The following is a 20,173-nucleotide window of genomic DNA, read 5'->3' as shown; positions in this document are numbered from 1 at the left end:
CGGTTAGGAGGAAAAATTCATCAAATATAAAAAGAGGTTGAGACATAATTAAATGAATCCAATCCTAAGACGAACAAATGGGATACATAAGCTGAACCGCAGTTGGTTTCCGTGCAAGACTTCGCCTCGCCTTCCAATCGACTGCTAGAAGGAACAAAACAGATAAAACCTACGTTCACCATAACAAAAAAAAACGAACCACTAATCAAACATGTTGATCAATGGTTCGTTTTTCACTTCAGCTAAAATATTTTTCAGCCTCTCTTTTATGCTACCAAGGTTGTCCTAAATCCAATACTGAGGCTAGTTCATTGCTTTTTTTACGCACTTGTTTACGCGTGGCAGCGCGATCTGCCCCCGTTTGAAACAGGTATTTTTCTTCTTCTGTTTCTGGAATAAGCTCGGGTACTGTGCGGGGCTTTCCATCATCATCCATTGCCACAAAAGTTAAAAATGACGTAGCTGCAATTTGACGCTCCCCGGTTTTTAAATTTTCTTTAATCACTTTCACAAACACTTCCATGGATGAACGGCCTGTCCATGATACGTATGACTCCAAACATACAGAATCCTGAGGCGTAATAGGGTGCAGGAAGTGAATAGAGTCTGCCGAAGCCGTCACACACTCTGTACGACTGTGACGATAAGCTGAAATGGACGCAATCATATCAATATCACTCATTAATTTTCCGCCAAATAACGTATTGTGATTATTAATATCATTAGGGAAAATGCGGCTCGTTCGAACGGCCTTTGTATCTTTACAATAATTTGCTTTCATTAGTAAGAACCTCCATTGATGCCTATCATAATAAGAATAAAAGAATGAATGAAACTATACTAGCATATTTTGATAAATTTAGCTTTACAAAAAACTCGTTGATTTATTTACAGAAAACAAAAAAGAGAAGAAAAATTCTTCTCTTTTTTGTCTATCGAATGTAGCTTGATCCAAACGTTTTACCTAAAGAGTCACTGTATAGGTCACTTGACTTCACAGTCCATTTCCCATCTTCTTTCACCATAAAAATTCGTAGGGGACGACTTCCTTCTTTCGTTTCTAATTCATTTACAATATCTTTGAACTTAGAAGCCGCAAACTCTTCAGAGTGTTTTGTATCGTAATCTTTCGTTTCATCTGTATATGCTCGCTTAAGCTGCGATACGTATGAATATAAGTCTGATAAATTAACAGTAGTGTACTCCACTTCTACTACAGCTTTATTATTTGCATTCGCAATCACACTTGTCTTTACACTTGCTTTTTCTTTTAAGACGTCTTTATACATGTTAAAAAAATCTTTTTTTGCTTTGTCGGTTAAACTGTTAGAAAACGCGCCTTTTAATTCCTCGTTAAACGCTTTTTTCTGTTCTTCTATGACAGCTGTTTTATCGGCTGTTACATATTTATCATAATCTACATTTTCTTTGTTTAAGTAAAGAACTTCCGTGTAAGCTTGCAGAGCTTTTTCTGGGTCTTGCAGCTTATTATAGCTTTTCGCGTATTTCTTCGTATCAAGTGTTAATGTTACTTCGTCAATTTCTTCATCATAATCAGAGGATGTTGGCTGAAGCCCAATTTTGTACTTTTTATCTTTTTTAACTTCAAAGACAAACGTTAATTTTTTTTGCTTTCCAGCGCCAATCTTGTCAGATGAACTGCTTTCTAGTCCAAGTTCCCGACTGTTCACTCCCGTTTTTGGAGATAATTGTTCATCTCCTTCATATAAATACACACCGTCGTAATCCGATAAGGATATACTGTTTTTGGATACATTTTTCACTTTCAAATCGACTTTCAACAGCCCTTTTTCTTCACTTGTAGCTCCTTCATCACTGTCTACTAAAATATAAGAAGCGCTGTCAATAGATGCTTCAATCACCTTATTTTTAGCCGAAGTGGATCCTCCCGTTTCCTTAGAACTGTTACAAGCCGCTAATACTAGCATAAGTACAAAAACCAAAGCTAAAACATTCATTTTTTTCACAGCTGCCCAATCCCCTTTATTTTGTTTTTTTAGAACTTTATCCCAAATAAAGGTTCCCTCTGTGTAAATCCTTAAACCTTAAAATCTATATTTTTTACAATATTTTGATAAAAACTAAGTCTAAATTCTCCATAAATAAAAAAACACGAGCACCCGCTCGTGCTCGTATTTTTTATTTAGATTGAAAATTCTCTTGATTGATTTGTTCAGCTTCTTTCATATATCGGTTAGGTTTTCCACTTTTAATTCCCCAGTAATAAAAAGCTAACGATACGCAAGCAATCACTAGCATATCCCATCCAAAAGGCAAAATATTTTTGCCTCCGAATTTTTCGCTTCCTATGTAGGAAATAAAAATCATGCACGCTAAATAGATAAGCATCCAAGCCCCGGTTAAAAATTCTTTTTTAAAGCCCACCCATTTATTTTTCGCTTGGTAATAAAAATAAACTGGCAGGCCAATTGCCATAATAAAGATCACTTCACCTGTAAGTGGCCACCTTGCCCAGTAAAGCGTCAAAGAAGCAAAAACAAAGCCGCATGGCGCAATAACTGATGCCCCTTTTAAATAAAACGGACGGTAAAAGTGTGAAGCCGTTTTTCTTAATGTTATAAGCGCTACAGGGCCCATAATATAAGAGATAAGCGTCGCTACTGAGATCACTTCTGCTAAGACACCCCATCCTCTAAATAAAAAGAGAAACAAAAAGCAAGCTGCTAAATTTAGCCACATAGCTGGGCGCGGGACATTGTAAAGTGGATGAAGAGTACCAAATATCTTTGGCAAATATCCATTTTGCTGCATCCCGTATAACATTCTAGAAGTAGTTGCCGTATACGTAGCACCTGTGCCTGAAGGAGAAACAAATGCATCTGCGTATAACACAATTGTTAGCCAGTTAATTCCAAGCGCAATCGCTAAATCAGCAAAAGGAGAATTAAAATTCAAATGATTCCATCCATCCGCAATTGATGACGGACTTACTGCTCCGATAAAAACAATTTGTAATATAATATATACAATTCCAGCAATAAAAATTGAACCAATTACAGCTATCGGAATCGATTTATTAGGTGATTTTGCTTCTCCTGCCATATTTACAGGACTTTGAAACCCATTAAATGCAAACACAATACCTGATGTTGCCACTGCCGTTAAAACACTGGCCCACCCATAAGGGGCAACTCCATGCTCACTTGAAAAGTTCCCGCTATGAAAACCAGCAAAAAATAAAGCCCCTGCCGTTAAACCAGGAATAATTAATTTAACAATCGTAATAAATGAGTTTGCTTTAGCAAAGAGGTTTACCGTCCAATAGTTCACAAAAAAGTAAACGAACAATAACAGAGACGCAACTGCCAACCCCTTGGACGTTAAAATGCCATTGTCTACTAATTCATGAGTCCAGCGCGCCCATTTCCACGGCCAAGTACTCATATATTGCACAGATGCAATAGCCTCCACTGTTATCGTTGAAGCAATTGAAATCCAGTTAGCCCAAGCAGCCAAAAACCCAATAAATGATCCGTGTGAATACTGAGGATATTTAACCATTCCCCCTGCTTGTGGAAACATCGCGCCCAGTTCCGCATATGACAGGGCAATGGTCAAAATAACCACCATTCCAATAACCCATGAAAAAATAGCCGCGGGTCCCGCAATTTGAGCTGCCTTCCATGCGCCAAACAGCCATCCTGAACCGATAATCGAACCTATGCCTGTCATGGTTAAAGCAAATGTTCCCATCTTCCTTTGCATATTGCTCATCCAAATCTACTCCTCTTCCCTAGGAAAATAAAAAAAACACTTGCGAAATTTTCTCAAGTGTTTGCCCAGGCGCGCGGCTTATACGCTATATGCTCCCCCATGGTCATCCATGTTGCGCCAGTCACATATAGGAATATATTTTTTATCAGTATATAACATTCATTACTATTACTCAATACACAAAAATGTTTACATTAGTTTTTAAAAATAATAAATTATTCGTAAAATTCAAAATTAATCTCCTAAAAACCTCTTTTTAATTACAAAAAAGAACTGAAACCCTAACTTTACTTATCATTTGATTCTTTTAACTCATAAGCAAATCCCCTTCCTTAAATTATTCCAATATATATTATTCATTTACAAAATACGAATTAACATCTATATATCCATAGAATTCTTGCACTAGACCCTTTACTTATATACAATATGAAGAAAAGATACTAAAGTGAAGTTCCCACCACTTAGCTGCGCTTGAAGTGGGAGACTTCTTTTAGGAAAACGTTAACACCTACATATCATGCACTTCGCAACGAATGAAGTACTTCGAGCAAACTTCTCTGTTTACGCAAGCAAAAAACAGGGAAAATTACGAAAAAAGATTGTTAGAGGGATGCTTATGAATTATGCAAATGTAAAAGTTCTTTATTTTGATGACGACGGAACCATTCCAAATCACCCTCGTCTTCCAGTTTTGTTGTATGAACACGTATTTATTAGTAAGAAAGAGAAAGTAGAGAGCATTTTTAATTCTCACAACTGGAAAAACAGCTGGGTAGGCGGCATATATGATTTTCACCATTACCACAGTAATTCTCATGAAGCACTAGGTGTAATTAGCGGATCTGCACGTTTAAAACTAGGTGGACATATGGGAGAAAATATCGTGGTTCATGCTGGGGATGTACTCGTACTCCCTGCAGGTACAGGGCATATGCGTCTGCAGTCAACTGCTGATTTTAAAGTGGTTGGAGCTTATCCAGAGGGCATGGATTACAACTTACGAACAGGAAAACAAACCGATCGCCCTCACGTATTTGATGAAATTGCACAAGTACCTATTCCTACAACGGATCCTGTTTATGGCGACAAAGGACCATTGACAGAGTGGTGGAACTAGACAAGCACTTATTGTCTAGTTTTTTTATTTGCTCGTTTTTATAGCTTCCATAAATCTTTATTTGAACATACAAATTCTTTTTCTTTGATGCAATAGTAATATACTTTATCTCATCGAGAAAACTAACTTTCTTCTTTTCCATTCTTTTTTTGCTTCAAAGGCAACTGTGCTTAGGTTCTCCCCTGCTTTTTCTTCCCTAATCATTTCAAATATCTTCTTCTCATCATGCTCTTTTTTTGTTTTTCTAAAAAAATTTTCATAATTTATAACGAAATTTTCAAAAAACTTATTGCTTTACTATGTCAGACTTGCTATCATAGTGAACATTGTTAGATAAATTTTATAGGAGGAGTAAAAATTGAACAGAAAATTCATAATATTTATTTTATTCATCATTCCGTTTATTGCTCAATTCGCTTTTTTACCTTTTGTAAATAACATTCATCCAATTATTTTTGGATTACCTATTTTGCATTTATGGTTATTTTTATGGGTCTTCTTAACGCCTGTGTGTACATTTATCATTTATCGTTTACAAAAATCTTGGGGGGACATTGAATAATGCAAGGAAATTTAACCGCACTTTTAATCACATCAGCAATTGTTCTTGTCGTTATCGCCATTGGCTTTATAGCAGGACGTGACAAATCATCTAGAAGCTCCGTTGAAGAGTGGGCTGTAGGGGGAAGACGTTTTGGAAGCCTGCTCGTCTGGCTTTTAGTAGGAGCAGATTTATATACTGCTTATACATTCCTAGGTCTTACAAGTACAGCTTATCAAGGAGGAAGCATCGCATTTTTTGCCATTCCTTACTCTGTTTTAGCTTTTTTAATTTCATACTTTTTTCTTCCAAAACTTTGGACTGTTGCTAAAAAGCACAAACTTACGACGCTTGCTGATTATGCAAGAGAACGTTTTAGCAGTAAATTTCTCTCCTCTTTAATTGCCATAGTAGGTGTATTGATGCTCATTCCATATATCGATCTTCAGCTTAGCGGTATTCAAGATACTCTTCGCGTTGCAGGAACTGGCTACATTAACGTAAAAGCTGTCGTTATTCTTTCGTTCTTTCTTGTGGCTCTTTATACCTTTTTCAGCGGAATTAAAGGTCCCACTTATACGGCAATTATTAAAGATATTTTAGTATGGGCGATTATGTTATTCATGGTTGTTTCTCTGCCAATTATGCATTTTGGAAGCTGGGGCAACATGATTGACAATGTTGCAAAGGATGCACCTCAGCTATTAACGATCCCAACACAAGGACCTAAAGGCATTCCATGGTTTATTACAGCATCACTCGTATCTGCTTTAGCTTTATTCATGTGGGCCCACGCTGCTACAGGTGTTTTCACTGCTAAAAGTGCAGATTCGCTTCGTAAAAATGCTGTTTTCTTACCTCTTTACAATATTGTTTTAATTCTAGTCATCTTCTTAGGGTTTATTGCTTATCAAGTATTGCCTCAAGATACAACGGATCCTAGATTAGCATTATTAACCTTAATTCAATATTCATATGGCGGCATTGGCCAAGGGTTAGCTTATGCAACGATTGCTCTTGCTTCATTAATTCCATGTTCTATCATGGCTATCGGAGCGTCTAACTTATTTGCAAATAATATATTTAGAGATTTAATTAATCCAAATGTACAGGGTAAAACATTAACAATGGTTACTCGTTCTATGGTTTTTGTTGTTATTGGACTGGCACTTTTATTCGGTTTATTATTCCCTCAAGCACTTGTTTCCCTACAGTTACTAGGGGTATCCGGCATGGTACAAATCTTCCCGGCTATCGTGATCAGCCTGTTTTGGAGAAATCAATCGAAAGAAAGTACGATTGCTGGATTAGTAGTAGGGCTGGTTGTAACGTTTACCGTCCATGCCACAGGAAATTCATTTGGTCTTTATGAAGGGTTCTGGGGATTATTATCTAACGTACTCGTAGTTGTTATTTTAAATCCAATCTTTGCTGCAAAAACCAAAGCAGCAACAAATGGCGTGAAAGAAACATTATTTTCTAAAGGCACTACGCAAACTGAATTAAAGAAAAACGCATAAAAAAAGTTCAGCCAATTGGCTGAACTTTTTTTAGATAATATTCTCTTTTCCAGAAGGGGAGGAAGTCGATTCTCTCTCCCAACATTCAATATTTTGATTGTTTTCTAACGCATCTTTATAAAAGACTGGATTTTTTCCTGCCTTTTTCTGCTGAGTATAGTCATGCAAGGCAGAAAACGCCACTTTCGATAATAGAAAAATAGCAATTAAGTTTACCACTACCATCATCCCCATAAATAAGTCTGCCAAATTCCATACAAGCTGAAGCTGAGCGACCGATCCAAAAATAACCATCGCTAAAACACCTATACGATAAGACCAAAGCCACATCTTATTTGAATTTAAAAATTCAATATTCGTTTCTCCATAATAGTAATTGCCAATTAACGTACTAAAAGCAAATAGAAATACCATAATAGCTAAAAACCCTGACGCCCAAGAACCGATATGTGTACTAAGAGAAGCTTGCGTTAATTCAATGCCGCTTAGTCCCTGCTTATAGGCGGGGGATAAGAGAACGATAAATGCTGTGCTTGTACAAATCACGAGTGTGTCCGTCAAGACACCAAATGCTTGGATAAGACCTTGTTTCACTGGGTGACTCGTCACGGCAGTTGCCGCCGCGTTGGGAGCACTTCCCATCCCTGCTTCATTGGAAAACAGTCCGCGCTTTACTCCGTTGATTAACGTTGCACCAATTGATCCCCCAAGCGCCTGTTCAAATCCAAATGCATTTTTCACAATTAGAGATAGAACCGCAGGCATTTGATCAATATTTTTAAAGATAATGAACAGAGCCATTCCAATGTATAAAACGGCTAATACAACAACGATGTATTCCGATATCTTGGCGATGCGTTTGATCCCGCCAAAAATAATTACCGCAAATATAACTGTCATAACAATCCCAATCAATAAGCGGCTCGTTCCGAAAGAGTTCTCAAATGCCAGCGTAATCGTATTAGACTGCACAGCGTTAAACACCAGGCCAAATGATAGTGTAATGAGTACAGCAAATAGTCCGCCCATCCATCTTTTATTTAACCCTTTTTCCATATAATAAGCGGGTCCTCCTCGAAATCCGTTTGACCCTTTTACTTTATAGATTTGAGCGAGTGTACTTTCTACAAAACTTGATACTGAGCCGATAATGGCAATAATCCACATCCAAAATACAGCACCCGGACCACCAAGAGCAATAGCAATCGCTATGCCGGTAATATTTCCTGTTCCTACTCGAGCTGCCATGCTTATGCAGAAAGCTTGAAACGGGGAGACTCCCCCATCTTTAGCCGCTCGTCCTTCTTTCAAAACAAGTACCATTTCTTTCAACATGCGAAACTGCAAAAAACGGGAGCGAACCGTAAAATAAATACCGATTGATACAAGTAAAATAATTAATAAATTCGACCAAAAAAAATCATTGATGACACTAATTACACTTTCGATTGCTTGTTGCACGCCTATCACCTCATTAAAAAATTTGGTAGAACAAATGCAAAACATGAAAGTTTTTTCTCTTGGTGTTTATATTATTGAAGCGAGTGAAGAGTACGTAAATAGACTAAAAAATACTCAAATCCCATTCTTTTGCGATTTTTTTTAGCAGCGTAACGCCTTTTACGCTATTTCCATACTCATCAATAGCTGGACTGTAAATTCCGATACCGCATCCGTCAGGAAATGGAGACTGCTTTTTCGTATTAGGTGGCACCAATGACATGATTCCTCCTGATACACCGCTTTTAGCTGGCATACCAACAAATGCCGCAAACTTTCCTGAGGCATTATACATACCGCACGTAAGCATGAGCGCTTTTGTTAATTTAGCTACTTCTTTTGGAATTACTTGTTTGTGAAACACTGGATGATATCCGTCTAATGACAGAATTAATCCGATCAGCGCAATATCTTCAGTCGTTACTTCAATTGAGCACTGCTTTAAGTAAACCTCTAGAACTTCTTCTACTTCTCCTTGTAAGTAGTTTGTTTCTTTTAAATAGTAGGCAAGCGCACGATTTCGATGAGACGTTTGCCATTCTGATTCAAAGACGGTTTCATTAATGAGCGGTGTTTTCCCGGTAAGCATTGTTATCACATCAAACAAATAGCTTAATTTTTCTTTTGCCGTCTCCCCAGATAAAAGAGATGAAACCGTTAAAGCACCGGCGTTAATCATAGGATTGAACGGCTTTCCTGGTTTATGCATTTCCAGTCTTATAATAGAATTAAATGCATCTCCAGTCGGCTCTACATCCACTCTCTCTAGTACATAAGGAATGCCGCAGCATAAGCAAGCTGCTATAAAGCTAATGACTTTAGAAATACTTTGAAGAGTAAATACCGCTTCATAATCCCCAGACTGGATAACTGTTCCGTCAGCACCAATCAAACAAATACCTAATTGAGACGAGTCCATATCTTTCAGAGCGGGGATATAATCAGCCGTTTTTCCTTCTGACGAAAATTCTTTTATTTGTTGCACCCACTCATGTAACCGATCTTTTGCAGTGAGCTGTAAGTGAGACATTTCCTGTTCTATTTCTCTTTTCATTAAAATCACCTCATCACTTCATTAACTTTTTATTTTAAAGCGCTTTCATAAAGCGCGATTTCATTTTCATTTTTAATGTACAATGCAACCTACGAGAGCATACAAAAACCTACAAAATTTTTTGGAATTATATTTTTATCTTTGGCACTCTTCTCCATTGTGCTGGACGCTGTCACAATGTATACTAATTCACGAATCACTTCAGGAGGTGTAATTATCTGAATTTTAAATCTTTCATTCGAAAAGATCCGTACATTTTATTGCTCATGCTCATTACTGTTCCGCTGGCAGGAGAGCTAAAATTTTATCCGTTAAATGAAACATTTCGAATTACATTTGGAGCTCCTACATTTTTCTTTTTCCTATTGCTTTTAAAACGAAAAACCGTTTTATCCGGCGGCTTGTTAACTGCTTTAAGCGTCGTTCTCTTTCGCATCATGCTCGATTATATCACTCTCGATCATTTTCAATTTGCGGCTTCTGCACATACGCATTACCCTACGTTTTTCTTTTACTTTACGTATGCACTTTTATTTTTTATTTTTAAAGTAAGCCGCATGAACTATAGTGCTATTGTGATTGGATTGATTGGACTCATCATTGAAATAGCTGCTGATATAGTCGAACTAACTGCGCAGTATATCGTTTTGCACACAACCATTCATGTTGATTCATTATCCGATATGGCCGTTATTGCTTTTGCTCACAGCTTCATTGTGCTTAGCTTTTTTAATATGATGACAATTTATGAATCACAGTCACGAGAACGTCAAATTCGCAAACAAAATGAGCACATGCTAATGCTTATTACAAGCCTTTATGAAGAAACTGTTCATTTAAAAAAGACCCTTCATAATACAGAAGTGATTACAAAAGCTTCGTACGATTTATACCGTGTATTAAATCAGCAGGAAAAAGATCATTCTGTGCTAAATCAATCGCTCAGCAAAAAAGCGCTTCGGATTGCAGGAGATATTCACGAAGTAAAAAAAGACAATCAGCGTATTTTTGCGGGCTTATCTAAAACAATTTCAAATGAAAGCTTTCAAAATTATATGAAAACAGAGGAATTAATCGAGCTGATCGTACGCATCAACAAAAAATATGCCGATTCTCTTCACAAACAAATTAGCTTTTTTTCTTCTGTCACCGGGGAACATTTCAGCTACCACGTTTACACTATTTTATCGATCATTAATAATTTGGTAGCAAACGCAGTGGAGGCGATTAAAAATGAGGGAATGATTGTTTTATCCGTACATAGACAAGCTGAACATGTAGAATTTCATGTACAAGATGATGGTCCTGGCGTGCCTTTGAAGTACGAAAAAGCTATTTTCGAACCTGGCTTCACCTCAAAATATGATCAATTTGGAAACCCCTCTACTGGAATTGGCCTTTCTTACGTAAGAGATATTGTGCAAGAACTTGGAGGTACGATTGAAGCTAAATATGGAGATAACGGGATGATTTTTATCATTCAAATACCTCTTTGTAGTCTAATTCAGAAAGGATGAGTTTATGCGATTTTGTATTACAGATGATGATTCAGCCATTCGTTCAACGCTCAGTCAGCTGATTGAAGATGAGGATTTAGGAGAAGTTGTAGAAGAAGTCGTAGACGGAAGCTTTTTAGATGCCTCTACGTTAAATTTAAAGCAAATTGATATTTTATTTATTGATTTACTTATGCCAGGACGAGACGGAATCGAAACGATCCGTCATTTAAAAGATTCATTTAAAGGAAAAATGATTATGATTTCACAGGTAGAGTCCAAAGAATTGATAGGAGAAGCCTATTCATTAGGAATTGAATACTATATTACAAAACCAATTAATCGAATTGAAATTTTAACGGTTATTCGAAAAGTAATTGAACGAATCTCTCTTGAGAAATCAATCGATGATATTAAAACCTCCTTGAATAGTTTAGCGACAGCTCATCACGCTTCCCCTTCAAGTCAGCCGATAACGAAACAAGCTCATCTATACGATGTAGGGAAATTCTTATTAGCCGAATTAGGTATTGTAGGAGAAAATGGTGCAAAAGATTTACTGGATATTTTACAGTTTCTGTACACTTATGACCAAAGAGAAAGTGTGGAAAAACATTTCCCTTCTCTAAAAAATATTTTTGTGAATGTCGCTGAGAAAAAATTGGGCGCTCACGCGTCTTCCATTGAAATTAATCGTGAAACCAAGGCTTGTGAACAGCGAATAAGACGAGCAGTTACTCACTCACTGAATCACTTTGCTTCTATTGGATTAACAGATTTTTCAAATCCAAAGTTTGAAAATTACGCTTCTAAGTTTTTTGACTTTACAGCCGTTCGCAAAAAAATGAAAGAATTGCAAGGAGATTCTAAAATTTTGCCGATTCGCATTAACACCAAAAAGTTTATTCAAATATTCTTTTTGGAAGCCAAGCGTTTGTTAAATCAGGAAAAAAGCTGGTATTGACAGAAAAGACGGAAAAGGTGCAGATCCCTCTTTCCGTCTTTTATATTAATTGATTCAGTTTCACTAAGGCAGGCCCATATATAGTACGCAGAAGCAGCGTCTCTTCGCCTTTTGCATATTCCGTTAGAGAAAAGGCTCCTTTTTCTGTTTCTACCTGTACATCTACAGAAACTGAGCACCTCTTTAGCTCACTGACTATCATTTCCGCTTGTTTCACCGACAAATATGAAGAAAGGCGAATAAGTACATCTAAATCACTGGTTGTCGTGACAACTTCTTCACCGCTTGCAAGCTCAAACCCCACACTGCCGGTTGGTCCCCACGCAAATTCCCCAAAAATAATAGCCACCTCTTCTAAAGCGCGTATAGCTGGCATGTTTCTGGACTGGCCGTTTTGAAAAAGTGAAACGAGATTTTCCGGCCTAATTGTTTGTTTAATGGCCTCCTCAGATAAAAAAGCACCAAAACGCTGATTTCTTCGTTCTCCTCTTACTCCAACAGGTATCAGTTTATCTCGGTAAACAGCACGCCTTACAACTACAAACGGAGCTTTCGCTAAAGAATGCTCCACCCACTCGGGGATAGGTGTATAACTGATAAGCTTTGCTTCCTCTTTTAACTGAAGCAAATCATGAGCTATATATTCCATTGTTTTTCCAACTCACCTCTTACTAATAAAGAAGCTTTTCGCCCTGCTTTTCTTGCTTGCTCACTGTGCAGCCGGCTGCTTAAATCGTATACACCTTCACGGCGTACATCTTCTACTGCTCCAGTCAAAATATCTTGAATCGTTTGAACGTCGCGCTCTGTGGGCTGCTCTGCTTGAATACCGCTAATCAGCTCATATAAAGCACCAAGTGAAGCAAATGACTCAATATCATAGGCCATGGAAGGGACTTTCTTTGAAGCTTCTTCAAGTTCTTTGATGCTTCTTTTGGTAATGCGTGCAGCCGACTGTTTGGACATGGCGTGAACATTCACTCCTTCATCTTTCAAAGCCAATATCCGATTTGATTGGTATCCATGAGCCAAAAACGCTCCTGAAATTGCTTTTCCGACAATTAACGTAATAACCGGATGACCTGCTAAGCGCGCTGCTGCATAAGCATCAGCCGCAGCACCGCAAGCATAGTGAATACCTAGAAGTTCTTCATGATATCCATAGGCTTGACTCGGCACATCCACAATGGCAATTATAGGACGCGGAGATTGATTTCGATCTTCTTTTATGACTTCACGAACGTGCTTGGCAATTGCCCATCCTTCATCTAGTCCTACTTCGCCTTTTCGTGCACGTAAGAAACGATTATAAGGATTAGGCACAACCGATATATATCGGACCTTTTCTCTTCCTAGTAGTGCGTCTTTATAAAGAACGGAAGGAATTTCAAAATCTGCTTCTTCATCATTTATTAAAGCGTTAATCCACACGCGACCGCGGCTGTTGGGCATGCTACCTGGAACTTCGTTCAACGAGTAAGAGACTGTTAAAGGGATATGTTCATTTTTTGTTACTTTATACAATTCTTGAAATTGATCAGGAGCCATTTTTTCTGAAGGATCAACCTTACTAAGCAAATGTCTGTAAAAATCTACTTGTTCTGTTTTACTAGCTACTTTTTCTTTTTTGTGAAACGTCTCTTGAACCGCCCGTTGAATAGCAGTAACATCATCCTGTGCTAAGGCATCTGCAAACCCCGTTTCATAGCGTTGAATACCGCCAATCGTTTTCCAGATTAAGCTTCGGTCTCTTGCATCAAACTCTTCAACTCCCGCTTCTTGTTCAATCACTTCGGGGCCGTTAAGACCAAACCTTGCTTCTTTTGTCATAATGAGATAACTAAAGAGTGAAGCAGTGATAGACATCCCTCCAAAGCAGCCTACATTTCCTGAAATAACGCCGACAACAGGCGTATGCTCACGCAGAGCAACTACAGCTGAGCCAATTTCAGATATGGACAAAAGTCCATAATTCGCTTCTTGCAGCCTTACCCCTCCTGTATCGAATAGAAAAACAGGTCTAACAGGAACACCTTTTTTGTGATTATTAAGGGCTAATTCTAAAGCTCCTGCAATTTTAGCTCCCGATACTTCACCGATGCCTCCTCCTTGAAACCCTCCTTCTATTGAAATGACAACTGCTGGCTCCCCTGCTATGAGCCCACCTGCTATGATGACACCGTCATCGCTTTGAGGAACAATATCTTGCTTAGGTAAATGAGGCGACTCGATCCCGTCAAAAGGGCCGAGCAGCTCACGGAATGTACCTTGATCTAAGATTGCCTGCGCTCGTTCTCTTCCATTTAACTCAATAAAGCTTTGATTACTTACTCCCATTTTCACTCACCTCCAAAGCTTGTGCAAGACGCAAAGCGACTACACCAGGCGTAGCACCAAAATCATTAATTACAATTTTCGCTTGAATCGTATGATCACTAAAGAACCGGTCTAATACGGCTTTCCAGGTTTCACTAAACCCTTCACTTCCTGTTCGTACTGATACGTGAGCCTGTTCTTCATCAGAAGGAACCATTAAAATTTCTAAATCCCCTGAACCAACAACGCCTACATGTGCGCGCTGAGTTAACTTTCGATCGGCTTTGTATTTAAACACTAACGTTTCCATTGGCCACTCCTCCCTGCAGACGTTTACGATTTTTTAAAAAGAGATATTCGATCTAAAAATAATACAGCAGCCAGCAAATCTGCACTTCCACCTGGAGAAGCGTTAGATGATAGAAGAATAGTATCTAACGCTTCTAGCCGCTGTTTTCCTATTGATGTAGATACCCCTCCAACTTCTAATACATTGGATGCCGCCATTTTAACCTCCTCTAACACAACCGGACCCGCACGATGCAAAATACACGTATCATCAAGATTGGCTATTAGTGTTACTAAAGTATCAATCCTCGCTGATGTTTCATGTATGCCTAGCTTGCGAGCCTTATGTAAAGCAGGCAAGCCTATATGAATCACGCGTGGAAATCCTTGCTTCGCCTCTCCAGCTGCTCCTTTTGCGCCATACTGTTTTTTCACACGGAGTCCATTAGATGAATGCAGAGGACAAAAACGATCTGCATAACGAGCAATTTGTCCTGCAGCTTCTGTAATGGATGCAGGTGATGCTTGAATGCCGCAAACCGCTGTTGCAGAAGCAAGTAGACCTAATGCCCAAATAGCTCCTTTGTGTGTATTAACACCATCCGTAGCCGCGTACATAATTTGTTCGCCTTCGCGTCCAATTCGAGCAATTTCTTCCCTTAGCAACTGACTTGGCTGCTTTCCTTGACTATATAATGCAATCTGTGAAAAGGTCGGTTGTAAAGCATAAGCAGAAGTTAACAGCGTTTCAATATCCATATCTTGATGAGATCCAGTTGTTACTGCATCTACAAGCCCAGGCTTAGGTGTAAGCACCGCCTCATCAACCAGAGCAGTAACTGCCATTTTAGCTATTAGACATGAGTAAAACACAGCTGGTCTTGGCTCTTCTTGAATACTCTGAATACGCATATTCCTTACCAGCTCCTAAATTTAGCAGGGGGATTGTACAAGCCACCTGACCATTCTACTAAATCTTCTACACTTCTCGCCGCCAATAATGAACGCTTTGCTTCCGTACGGCGAATCTGTAAATCTTCCGGAAAAGCCACTAGGCCATCTCTGCGCATTCTTTCTACTTTATTTTGGTTATGCCGTAACCCTATAGGCGTTACCCCTGCTACGGCTTCAAGCGCTGCTTTTCTTTCTTCCAAGCTTTGTGCTTTATATAAATAAGCAATTCCTTCTTCGGTCACGACATGTGTCACATCATCCCCGTAAATCATAACAGGAGCGGTAGCTAAATTTGCCTGTTTAGCTACATTTATTGCATCCAAAGATTCAACAAAAACAGGCTCATTTCCCGATTGAAAGGTTTCAACCATTTGAACAACTAGCTTTCTGCCTCTTGCTAGTTCGTGCTGCTCGTTTATCATATCCAACCAAGCAGGCGTAGAATGTCGGCGGCCTCTAGGATCATGCCCTATGTTAGGCGCTCCGCCAAATCCTGACAAACGTCCGGATGTGACGGTAGAAGAATTTCCTTCTCCATCTATTTGCAAAGTGGATCCTACAAAAGCATCTACCGCATATTGACCAGCCACTTGACACATCGCACGGTTTGAACGCAGACTGCCGTCGCGTCCTGTAAAAAACACATCTGGACGCGCTGCTGTGTATTGTTCCATTCCTACTTCTCCGCCAAAGCAGTGTACGCTCTCAATCCATCCGCTTTCAATCGCCGGAATTAACGTAGGGTGAGGGTTCAGAGCCCAGTTCTTGCATATTTTTCCTTTCAGTCCTAACTTTTCTCCATAAGTAGGCAGCAAAAGCTCAATTGCAGCTGTATTAAAGCCAATGCCATGATTTAATGATTGTACGCTGTGGCGCTCATAGATACCTCGAATCGTCATCATAGCCATTAAAATTTGGAGCTCTGTAATATGACGAGGATCTCGCGTAAATAAAGCTTCCAATTGATAAGGCTGATCCGCCACGACGACACAATCAATCCAAGAAGCCGGAATATCAACTCGCGGAAGTTCTTCAACAAGTTCATTTACCTGCACAATGACAATTCCGTCTTTAAACGCTGTTGCCTCAATAATCGTCGGCGTTTCTTCCGTATTTGCTCCTGTATATAAGTTACCTTGTGCATCCGCTTTATCGGCAGCCACTAATGCAATATTGGGAATTAAATCAATGAAAAGACGTCCGTAAAGCTCTAGATATGTATGAATTTCCCCCATTTTCAACGTGCCATCTTCAATCATTTGAGATACGCGAAGACTTTGAGCACCTGCGTACGAAAAATCAATTTTTTCAGCAATTCCTTTCTCGAATATGTCGAGATGTTCCGGCCGTGAAATACTAGACATAATCATATGAAGGCCGTTTATTTTATCAGCGCTTACTTCATTCAGCGCCTTTGATAAAAAAGATGCTTGCTTTTGATTGTCTCCTTCAAGCACTACTTTATCTCCGGGTGATATAAGCAATTCTAACGCTTCAATAATGTGTGCATTAACCAATAACTTTCCTTTAAGAAGATGGTCTATTTTCGCAAGGCGGGCTGCTTTTTGATTTCGGCGAGTTGTCCATGATTTTGAAGTTTTTTTTATGCCACTCATGTTCTAGCTCCTTTCTTCTATTCCTAAATTAAGGCGCTTACATTTTTTCTTTTTCCATTAGAATTAACACAGATTTCATGGTAGATTCGGCTGCAGAAATAGCCCTTGCTTCCGGAAAGCTCTTAGCAGTCAAATCCGTTAGTACTCTTCCGGGAGCCATTTCAATGTATAATCTTGTACCCATTTCATACATAACTTCCGTAGCATCATGCCAACGAACGGGCAGGGCAACACTCGCTGCCAGATCTTCCTTAATATCAGCAGCTTTCCATAATTTCCGAGCTTTACAATTACCTATAAAAGGAACGACCGGGGCTTTTCCTTTCACTTCCGTTATTATTTTTCGTAATTCGCTCGAAACTCCTTCCATAAGAGGACAGTGAGAAGGCACCGTTACATGAAGCATTTTAGTTTTTCTAGCCCCTTTTTTAGATGCTTTTTCAAGAACTTTCTCAATTGCTTTTAAGGTGCCAGAAATCGTTATTTGATCAGGAGCATTTAGATTCGCTACGTAAACAGGAGCTGCATCAGTTGATATTTCATGTACAATAGAGAGAAGCTGATGTTCGCGCAGTCCCATTACAACCCCCATACCATAACCATCAGGATAAGCATTTTCCATCAGTTCCCCTCTTTTTTTCACAAGAAGAAGAGCTTCTTTAAAAGATAACACTTCAGATGTAACTGCTGCTCCAAACGCCCCTATTGAATGCCCTCCTACCACGTCTGGCGAGTATCCTTTGTTTTTAAAAGACCTAGCCGTAGCCACCCCTGCAATAAAAAGACATATTTGAACGTTTTTATTATATTTTAATTTTTCTGACGAATCTAACGATAACACGTCTTGATTTAAAGCCTCACTTGCTTCTTCAAACGTAGTCGCTAATCCCCATTTATTTTTTATATCATGAAGCATACCAGCATATTGTGCGCCTTGTCCTGGAAATAAAAATGCAACACTCATCGTATTTCTCCTTTCGACTTTATATCATCCAAGGAGATAATGGATAATTTTATTATAAAGAACATAGGATCAATAACTCTAATACATATTTCTTATATATCCTATAACTTAAAATCTATATAAAAAGAGATTGAGACATAATGAATCAATGGAATCTAAAGATGAACTAATTGGATAAAGGAGCTTATATGGCCCGCTTGTTCCATCGCGGTTGATTTCCATGCAAGACTTTGCTTTCCGCGGGCGGCCGGTGAGCCTGTCGCTAAGCTCCTGCGGGGTCTCACCTATTCCGCTTTTCCCGCAGGAGTCTTCGTCTTGTCCTCCAATCAACCGCTAGAAGCAACTACATACATAAAATCTACGTTCATCCTACCCATAAAAAAATCCGAACGAGTTAGATTCTCCATTAAGAATCTCGATTCATCGTTCGGATTTTCCTTTAACTAAACTACTTTTGTCCCAGCCTCTTTTTGTTTGCTACATATGAGACGGCAAACGCGGAAGCACTTCTTCTCCTTTTATAGCTAAGAGATCATCGCAAAAGGCTATGATCTCTTGTTTTATTTTGCTTTTGCTTCTATTGAGCGGCTCCATGCGGTTAATAAGACCGCTCCTAAAACCATCACTCCCCCAATCCAAGGAGTATGAACAAGACCAATGGAATCAACAATCAGGCCGCCTACAAAAGAACCAATAGCAATTCCAACATTAAATGCAGCAATATTAAGCGCAGAGGCTACGTTCACTGCTGAAGGGACATACTTTTCAGCTAAGTTCACGACCAGCACTTGCAGTCCAGGTACGTTCATAAATGCCAATAAGCCCATGGCAAAAATCGTAATTGTTCCCGCTACTTTAAACGATGCAGTAAACGATAAAATAACTAAGATAACTGCTTGAATTAAAAACATCCAAAATAATGCTTTTAACGGGTTTTTATTCGCAGCTTTTCCTCCGACCGTATTTCCGATGGCTACTGCTACACCATATACCAGTAGCAAGATACTAACCGCGCTTGGTGCGTACCCTGTTAGCTTTTCAAGAATAGGTGCTAAATACGTATAAGCTACAAACGTCCCGCCATATCCTAAGGCGGTAATAGCAAACGATAGTAAAAGCGGCCCGTTTTTCAAAATTTCCAATTGATCACTAAATTTTGCCGGCGGCGCTTCTTTTAAGTCTTTAGGCACTAAAAGAGCACTTGCAATAATGGCAATAACTCCAAGTAACGCTACTCCCCAAAATGTTGCTCTCCAGCCGAAAGCTTGTCCGATAAATGTACCAAGCGGAACACCAGTAACAGTTGCTACTGTCAAACCTGTAAACATTAAAGCAATGGCACTTGCCCGCTTATCTTCCGGCACCAAATCAGCAGCAATAGTCGCACCGATAGAAAAGAAAATACCGTGTGAAAATGCAGTGATAATTCGTGCTATAAGCAGCAGTCCAAAGCTTGTTGACAAAGCTGCTACTGAGTTTCCTACGATAAAAATAACCATTAATAGCATCAGCAATGATTTTCTGCTCATTTTACTTGTTAAAGCTGTTAATACGGGAGCTCCAAATGCAACTCCCATTGCGTATCCTGAAATTAATAACCCTGCTAGTGTAATGGAAATATTTAAATCATCTGCAAGCGATGATAATAAACCTACTGGAACAAACTCAGTTGTCCCGATTCCAAAGGCGCTAATAGCTAGCGCTAATAGCGGCAAAGCACCGCTTTTTTTACTTTGTTGTGTTTGTGAAAGTGTATTCACTTCTTAACGCCTCCTGTTCGTTATAATAATTTTTCTATAATAGCTTCTCTTACAGCTGATTAGCGCAGGTACCCTTCATATATTCGCTAACCGGCCATCAACAATTGTTATTATGAGCGATGTAAAACCAAAGAAAAAGTACGCACTTTCAAGTGATATAGGTACCTGGAGGTTACAATAAGCGTAAATACTAAAGTCATGAACTATTGGGTATTCTAAAAAAATGCTTACACCTAGAAAATTTTGCTCTATAGTGGTATGATAAACATCAGAAAAAATGCGAAACCATGCATTTAACCGTTATCTCTAGAACAAGGAGAGTTG

18 protein-coding genes and 1 riboswitch are annotated in these 20,173 nt (G+C 38.9%); of the genes, 5 read left to right on the top strand and 13 right to left on the bottom strand.

Going from position 1 to position 20,173, the window contains the following annotated elements; genetic code table 11:
• Positions 1-271 precede the first annotated feature (271 nt).
• The 3 genes from ACOZIR_RS13325 to ACOZIR_RS13315 form a co-directional block, all read right to left on the bottom strand.
• The gene (locus tag ACOZIR_RS13325; RefSeq protein ID WP_014461483.1) at positions 272-781 is read right to left on the bottom strand and encodes an acyl-CoA thioesterase; all 510 of its coding nucleotides are present in this window, start codon (positions 779-781) and stop codon (positions 272-274) included.
• 151 nt (positions 782-932) lie between these two features.
• Positions 933-1,979, bottom strand: coding sequence for a DUF5105 domain-containing protein (locus ACOZIR_RS13320; RefSeq protein ID WP_237758527.1), 1,047 nt, complete (start codon positions 1,977-1,979; stop codon positions 933-935).
• A gap of 181 nt (positions 1,980-2,160) precedes the next feature.
• The gene (locus ACOZIR_RS13315; RefSeq protein WP_045294084.1) at positions 2,161-3,756 is read right to left on the bottom strand and encodes an APC family permease; all 1,596 of its coding nucleotides are present in this window, start codon (positions 3,754-3,756) and stop codon (positions 2,161-2,163) included.
• Positions 3,757-3,812: 56 nt separating this feature from the next.
• Positions 3,813-3,891: riboswitch (ZMP/ZTP riboswitch) on the bottom strand.
• A gap of 385 nt (positions 3,892-4,276) precedes the next feature.
• Between ACOZIR_RS13315 and ACOZIR_RS13310 the strand changes: the two genes are divergently transcribed.
• The 3 genes from ACOZIR_RS13310 (at position 4,277) to ACOZIR_RS13300 (ending at position 6,937) form a co-directional block, all read left to right on the top strand.
• Entirely contained in the window at positions 4,277-4,876 is a 600-nt protein-coding gene (locus ACOZIR_RS13310; RefSeq protein WP_080754378.1) for a cupin domain-containing protein, read from the top strand.
• A gap of 358 nt (positions 4,877-5,234) precedes the next feature.
• Positions 5,235-5,438, top strand: coding sequence for a DUF3311 domain-containing protein (locus ACOZIR_RS13305; RefSeq protein ID WP_033578104.1), 204 nt, complete (start codon positions 5,235-5,237; stop codon positions 5,436-5,438).
• Positions 5,438-6,937 (top strand): sodium:solute symporter family protein, encoded by a 1,500-nt coding sequence (locus ACOZIR_RS13300; RefSeq protein WP_045294085.1) that lies wholly within the window; start codon positions 5,438-5,440, stop codon positions 6,935-6,937. The genes ACOZIR_RS13305 and ACOZIR_RS13300 overlap by 1 nt, the downstream gene beginning before the upstream one ends.
• Positions 6,938-6,967: 30 nt before the next feature.
• Here ACOZIR_RS13300 and ACOZIR_RS13295 read toward each other — a convergent pair whose 3' ends face one another.
• Together ACOZIR_RS13295 and ACOZIR_RS13290 are read right to left on the bottom strand one after the other, a co-directional pair.
• A complete protein-coding gene (locus tag ACOZIR_RS13295; RefSeq protein WP_071276740.1) occupies positions 6,968-8,398 on the bottom strand; it encodes an alanine/glycine:cation symporter family protein in 1,431 nt (476 codons plus the stop codon).
• Between the two features lie 103 nt (positions 8,399-8,501).
• Positions 8,502-9,491: a glutaminase gene (locus tag ACOZIR_RS13290; protein WP_045291829.1), complete on the bottom strand. Its 990-nt coding sequence runs from the start codon at positions 9,489-9,491 to the stop codon at positions 8,502-8,504.
• Between the two features lie 266 nt (positions 9,492-9,757).
• On the opposite strand from ACOZIR_RS13290, the gene ACOZIR_RS13285 reads away from it, so the two are divergent.
• Positions 9,758-11,008 (top strand): ATP-binding protein, encoded by a 1,251-nt coding sequence (locus ACOZIR_RS13285; RefSeq protein ID WP_045291951.1) that lies wholly within the window; start codon positions 9,758-9,760, stop codon positions 11,006-11,008.
• Positions 11,009-11,012: 4 nt separating this feature from the next.
• Positions 11,013-11,951 (top strand): response regulator, encoded by a 939-nt coding sequence (locus ACOZIR_RS13280; protein ID WP_045291830.1) that lies wholly within the window; start codon positions 11,013-11,015, stop codon positions 11,949-11,951.
• A gap of 40 nt (positions 11,952-11,991) precedes the next feature.
• Here the strand turns inward: ACOZIR_RS13280 and ACOZIR_RS13275 are convergent, their stop codons facing one another.
• The 8 genes from ACOZIR_RS13275 to ACOZIR_RS13240 form a co-directional block, all read right to left on the bottom strand.
• Positions 11,992-12,600, bottom strand: a complete 609-nt coding sequence (locus ACOZIR_RS13275; RefSeq protein ID WP_045291831.1) for a malonate decarboxylase holo-ACP synthase — start codon at positions 12,598-12,600, stop codon at positions 11,992-11,994.
• Positions 12,588-14,288 carry a biotin-independent malonate decarboxylase subunit beta gene (mdcD, locus tag ACOZIR_RS13270; RefSeq protein ID WP_421535634.1) on the bottom strand — a complete coding sequence of 567 codons (1,701 nt, stop codon included), beginning with the start codon at positions 14,286-14,288 and terminating at the stop codon, positions 12,588-12,590. The genes ACOZIR_RS13275 and mdcD overlap by 13 nt, the downstream gene beginning before the upstream one ends.
• Positions 14,275-14,577, bottom strand: a complete 303-nt coding sequence (locus ACOZIR_RS13265; protein ID WP_328120415.1) for a malonate decarboxylase subunit delta — start codon at positions 14,575-14,577, stop codon at positions 14,275-14,277. The genes mdcD and ACOZIR_RS13265 overlap by 14 nt, the downstream gene beginning before the upstream one ends.
• 23 nt (positions 14,578-14,600) lie before the next feature.
• Entirely contained in the window at positions 14,601-15,467 is an 867-nt protein-coding gene (locus ACOZIR_RS13260; RefSeq protein ID WP_328120416.1) for a triphosphoribosyl-dephospho-CoA synthase, read from the bottom strand.
• Between the two features lie 5 nt (positions 15,468-15,472).
• Entirely contained in the window at positions 15,473-17,125 is a 1,653-nt protein-coding gene (gene mdcA, locus ACOZIR_RS13255; protein WP_045291836.1) for a malonate decarboxylase subunit alpha, read from the bottom strand.
• Between the two features lie 37 nt (positions 17,126-17,162).
• A complete protein-coding gene (locus tag ACOZIR_RS13250; protein ID WP_114894232.1) occupies positions 17,163-18,089 on the bottom strand; it encodes an ACP S-malonyltransferase in 927 nt (308 codons plus the stop codon).
• Positions 18,090-18,197: 108 nt separating this feature from the next.
• On the bottom strand, positions 18,198-18,419 hold the full coding sequence (locus ACOZIR_RS13245) for a hypothetical protein (RefSeq protein WP_328120417.1): 222 nt from the start codon (positions 18,417-18,419) through the stop codon (positions 18,198-18,200).
• 230 nt (positions 18,420-18,649) lie between these two features.
• Positions 18,650-19,849: an MFS transporter gene (locus ACOZIR_RS13240; protein ID WP_045291838.1), complete on the bottom strand. Its 1,200-nt coding sequence runs from the start codon at positions 19,847-19,849 to the stop codon at positions 18,650-18,652.
• Positions 19,850-20,173 lie beyond the last annotated feature (324 nt).

The organism is Priestia sp. D3YE.R1 (assembly GCF_049199565.1).
GTDB classification, from domain to species: Bacteria; Bacillota; Bacilli; order Bacillales; family Bacillaceae_H; genus Priestia; species Priestia aryabhattai.
The sequence above is the reverse complement of the archived record's forward strand: the minus strand, read 5'-3'. Positions and strand labels throughout refer to the sequence as shown.

Coding starts and splice junctions, on each gene's coding strand:
- ACOZIR_RS13310 (WP_080754378.1), top strand. CDS start 4,277: ATGCACTTCGCAACGAATGAAGTACTTCGAGCAAACTTCTCTGTTTAC.
- mdcA (WP_045291836.1), bottom strand. CDS start 17,125: ATGAGTGGCATAAAAAAAACTTCAAAATCATGGACAACTCGCCGAAAT.
- ACOZIR_RS13320 (WP_237758527.1), bottom strand. CDS start 1,979: ATGAATGTTTTAGCTTTGGTTTTTGTACTTATGCTAGTATTAGCGGCT.
- ACOZIR_RS13290 (WP_045291829.1), bottom strand. CDS start 9,491: ATGAAAAGAGAAATAGAACAGGAAATGTCTCACTTACAGCTCACTGCA.
- ACOZIR_RS13325 (WP_014461483.1), bottom strand. CDS start 781: ATGAAAGCAAATTATTGTAAAGATACAAAGGCCGTTCGAACGAGCCGC.
- ACOZIR_RS13250 (WP_114894232.1), bottom strand. CDS start 18,089: ATGAGTGTTGCATTTTTATTTCCAGGACAAGGCGCACAATATGCTGGT.
- ACOZIR_RS13265 (WP_328120415.1), bottom strand. CDS start 14,577: ATGGAAACGTTAGTGTTTAAATACAAAGCCGATCGAAAGTTAACTCAG.
- ACOZIR_RS13285 (WP_045291951.1), top strand. CDS start 9,758: ATGCTCATTACTGTTCCGCTGGCAGGAGAGCTAAAATTTTATCCGTTA.
- ACOZIR_RS13260 (WP_328120416.1), bottom strand. CDS start 15,467: ATGCGTATTCAGAGTATTCAAGAAGAGCCAAGACCAGCTGTGTTTTAC.
- ACOZIR_RS13275 (WP_045291831.1), bottom strand. CDS start 12,600: ATGGAATATATAGCTCATGATTTGCTTCAGTTAAAAGAGGAAGCAAAG.
- ACOZIR_RS13300 (WP_045294085.1), top strand. CDS start 5,438: ATGCAAGGAAATTTAACCGCACTTTTAATCACATCAGCAATTGTTCTT.
- ACOZIR_RS13315 (WP_045294084.1), bottom strand. CDS start 3,756: ATGAGCAATATGCAAAGGAAGATGGGAACATTTGCTTTAACCATGACA.
- ACOZIR_RS13280 (WP_045291830.1), top strand. CDS start 11,013: ATGCGATTTTGTATTACAGATGATGATTCAGCCATTCGTTCAACGCTC.
- mdcD (WP_421535634.1), bottom strand. CDS start 14,288: ATGGGAGTAAGTAATCAAAGCTTTATTGAGTTAAATGGAAGAGAACGA.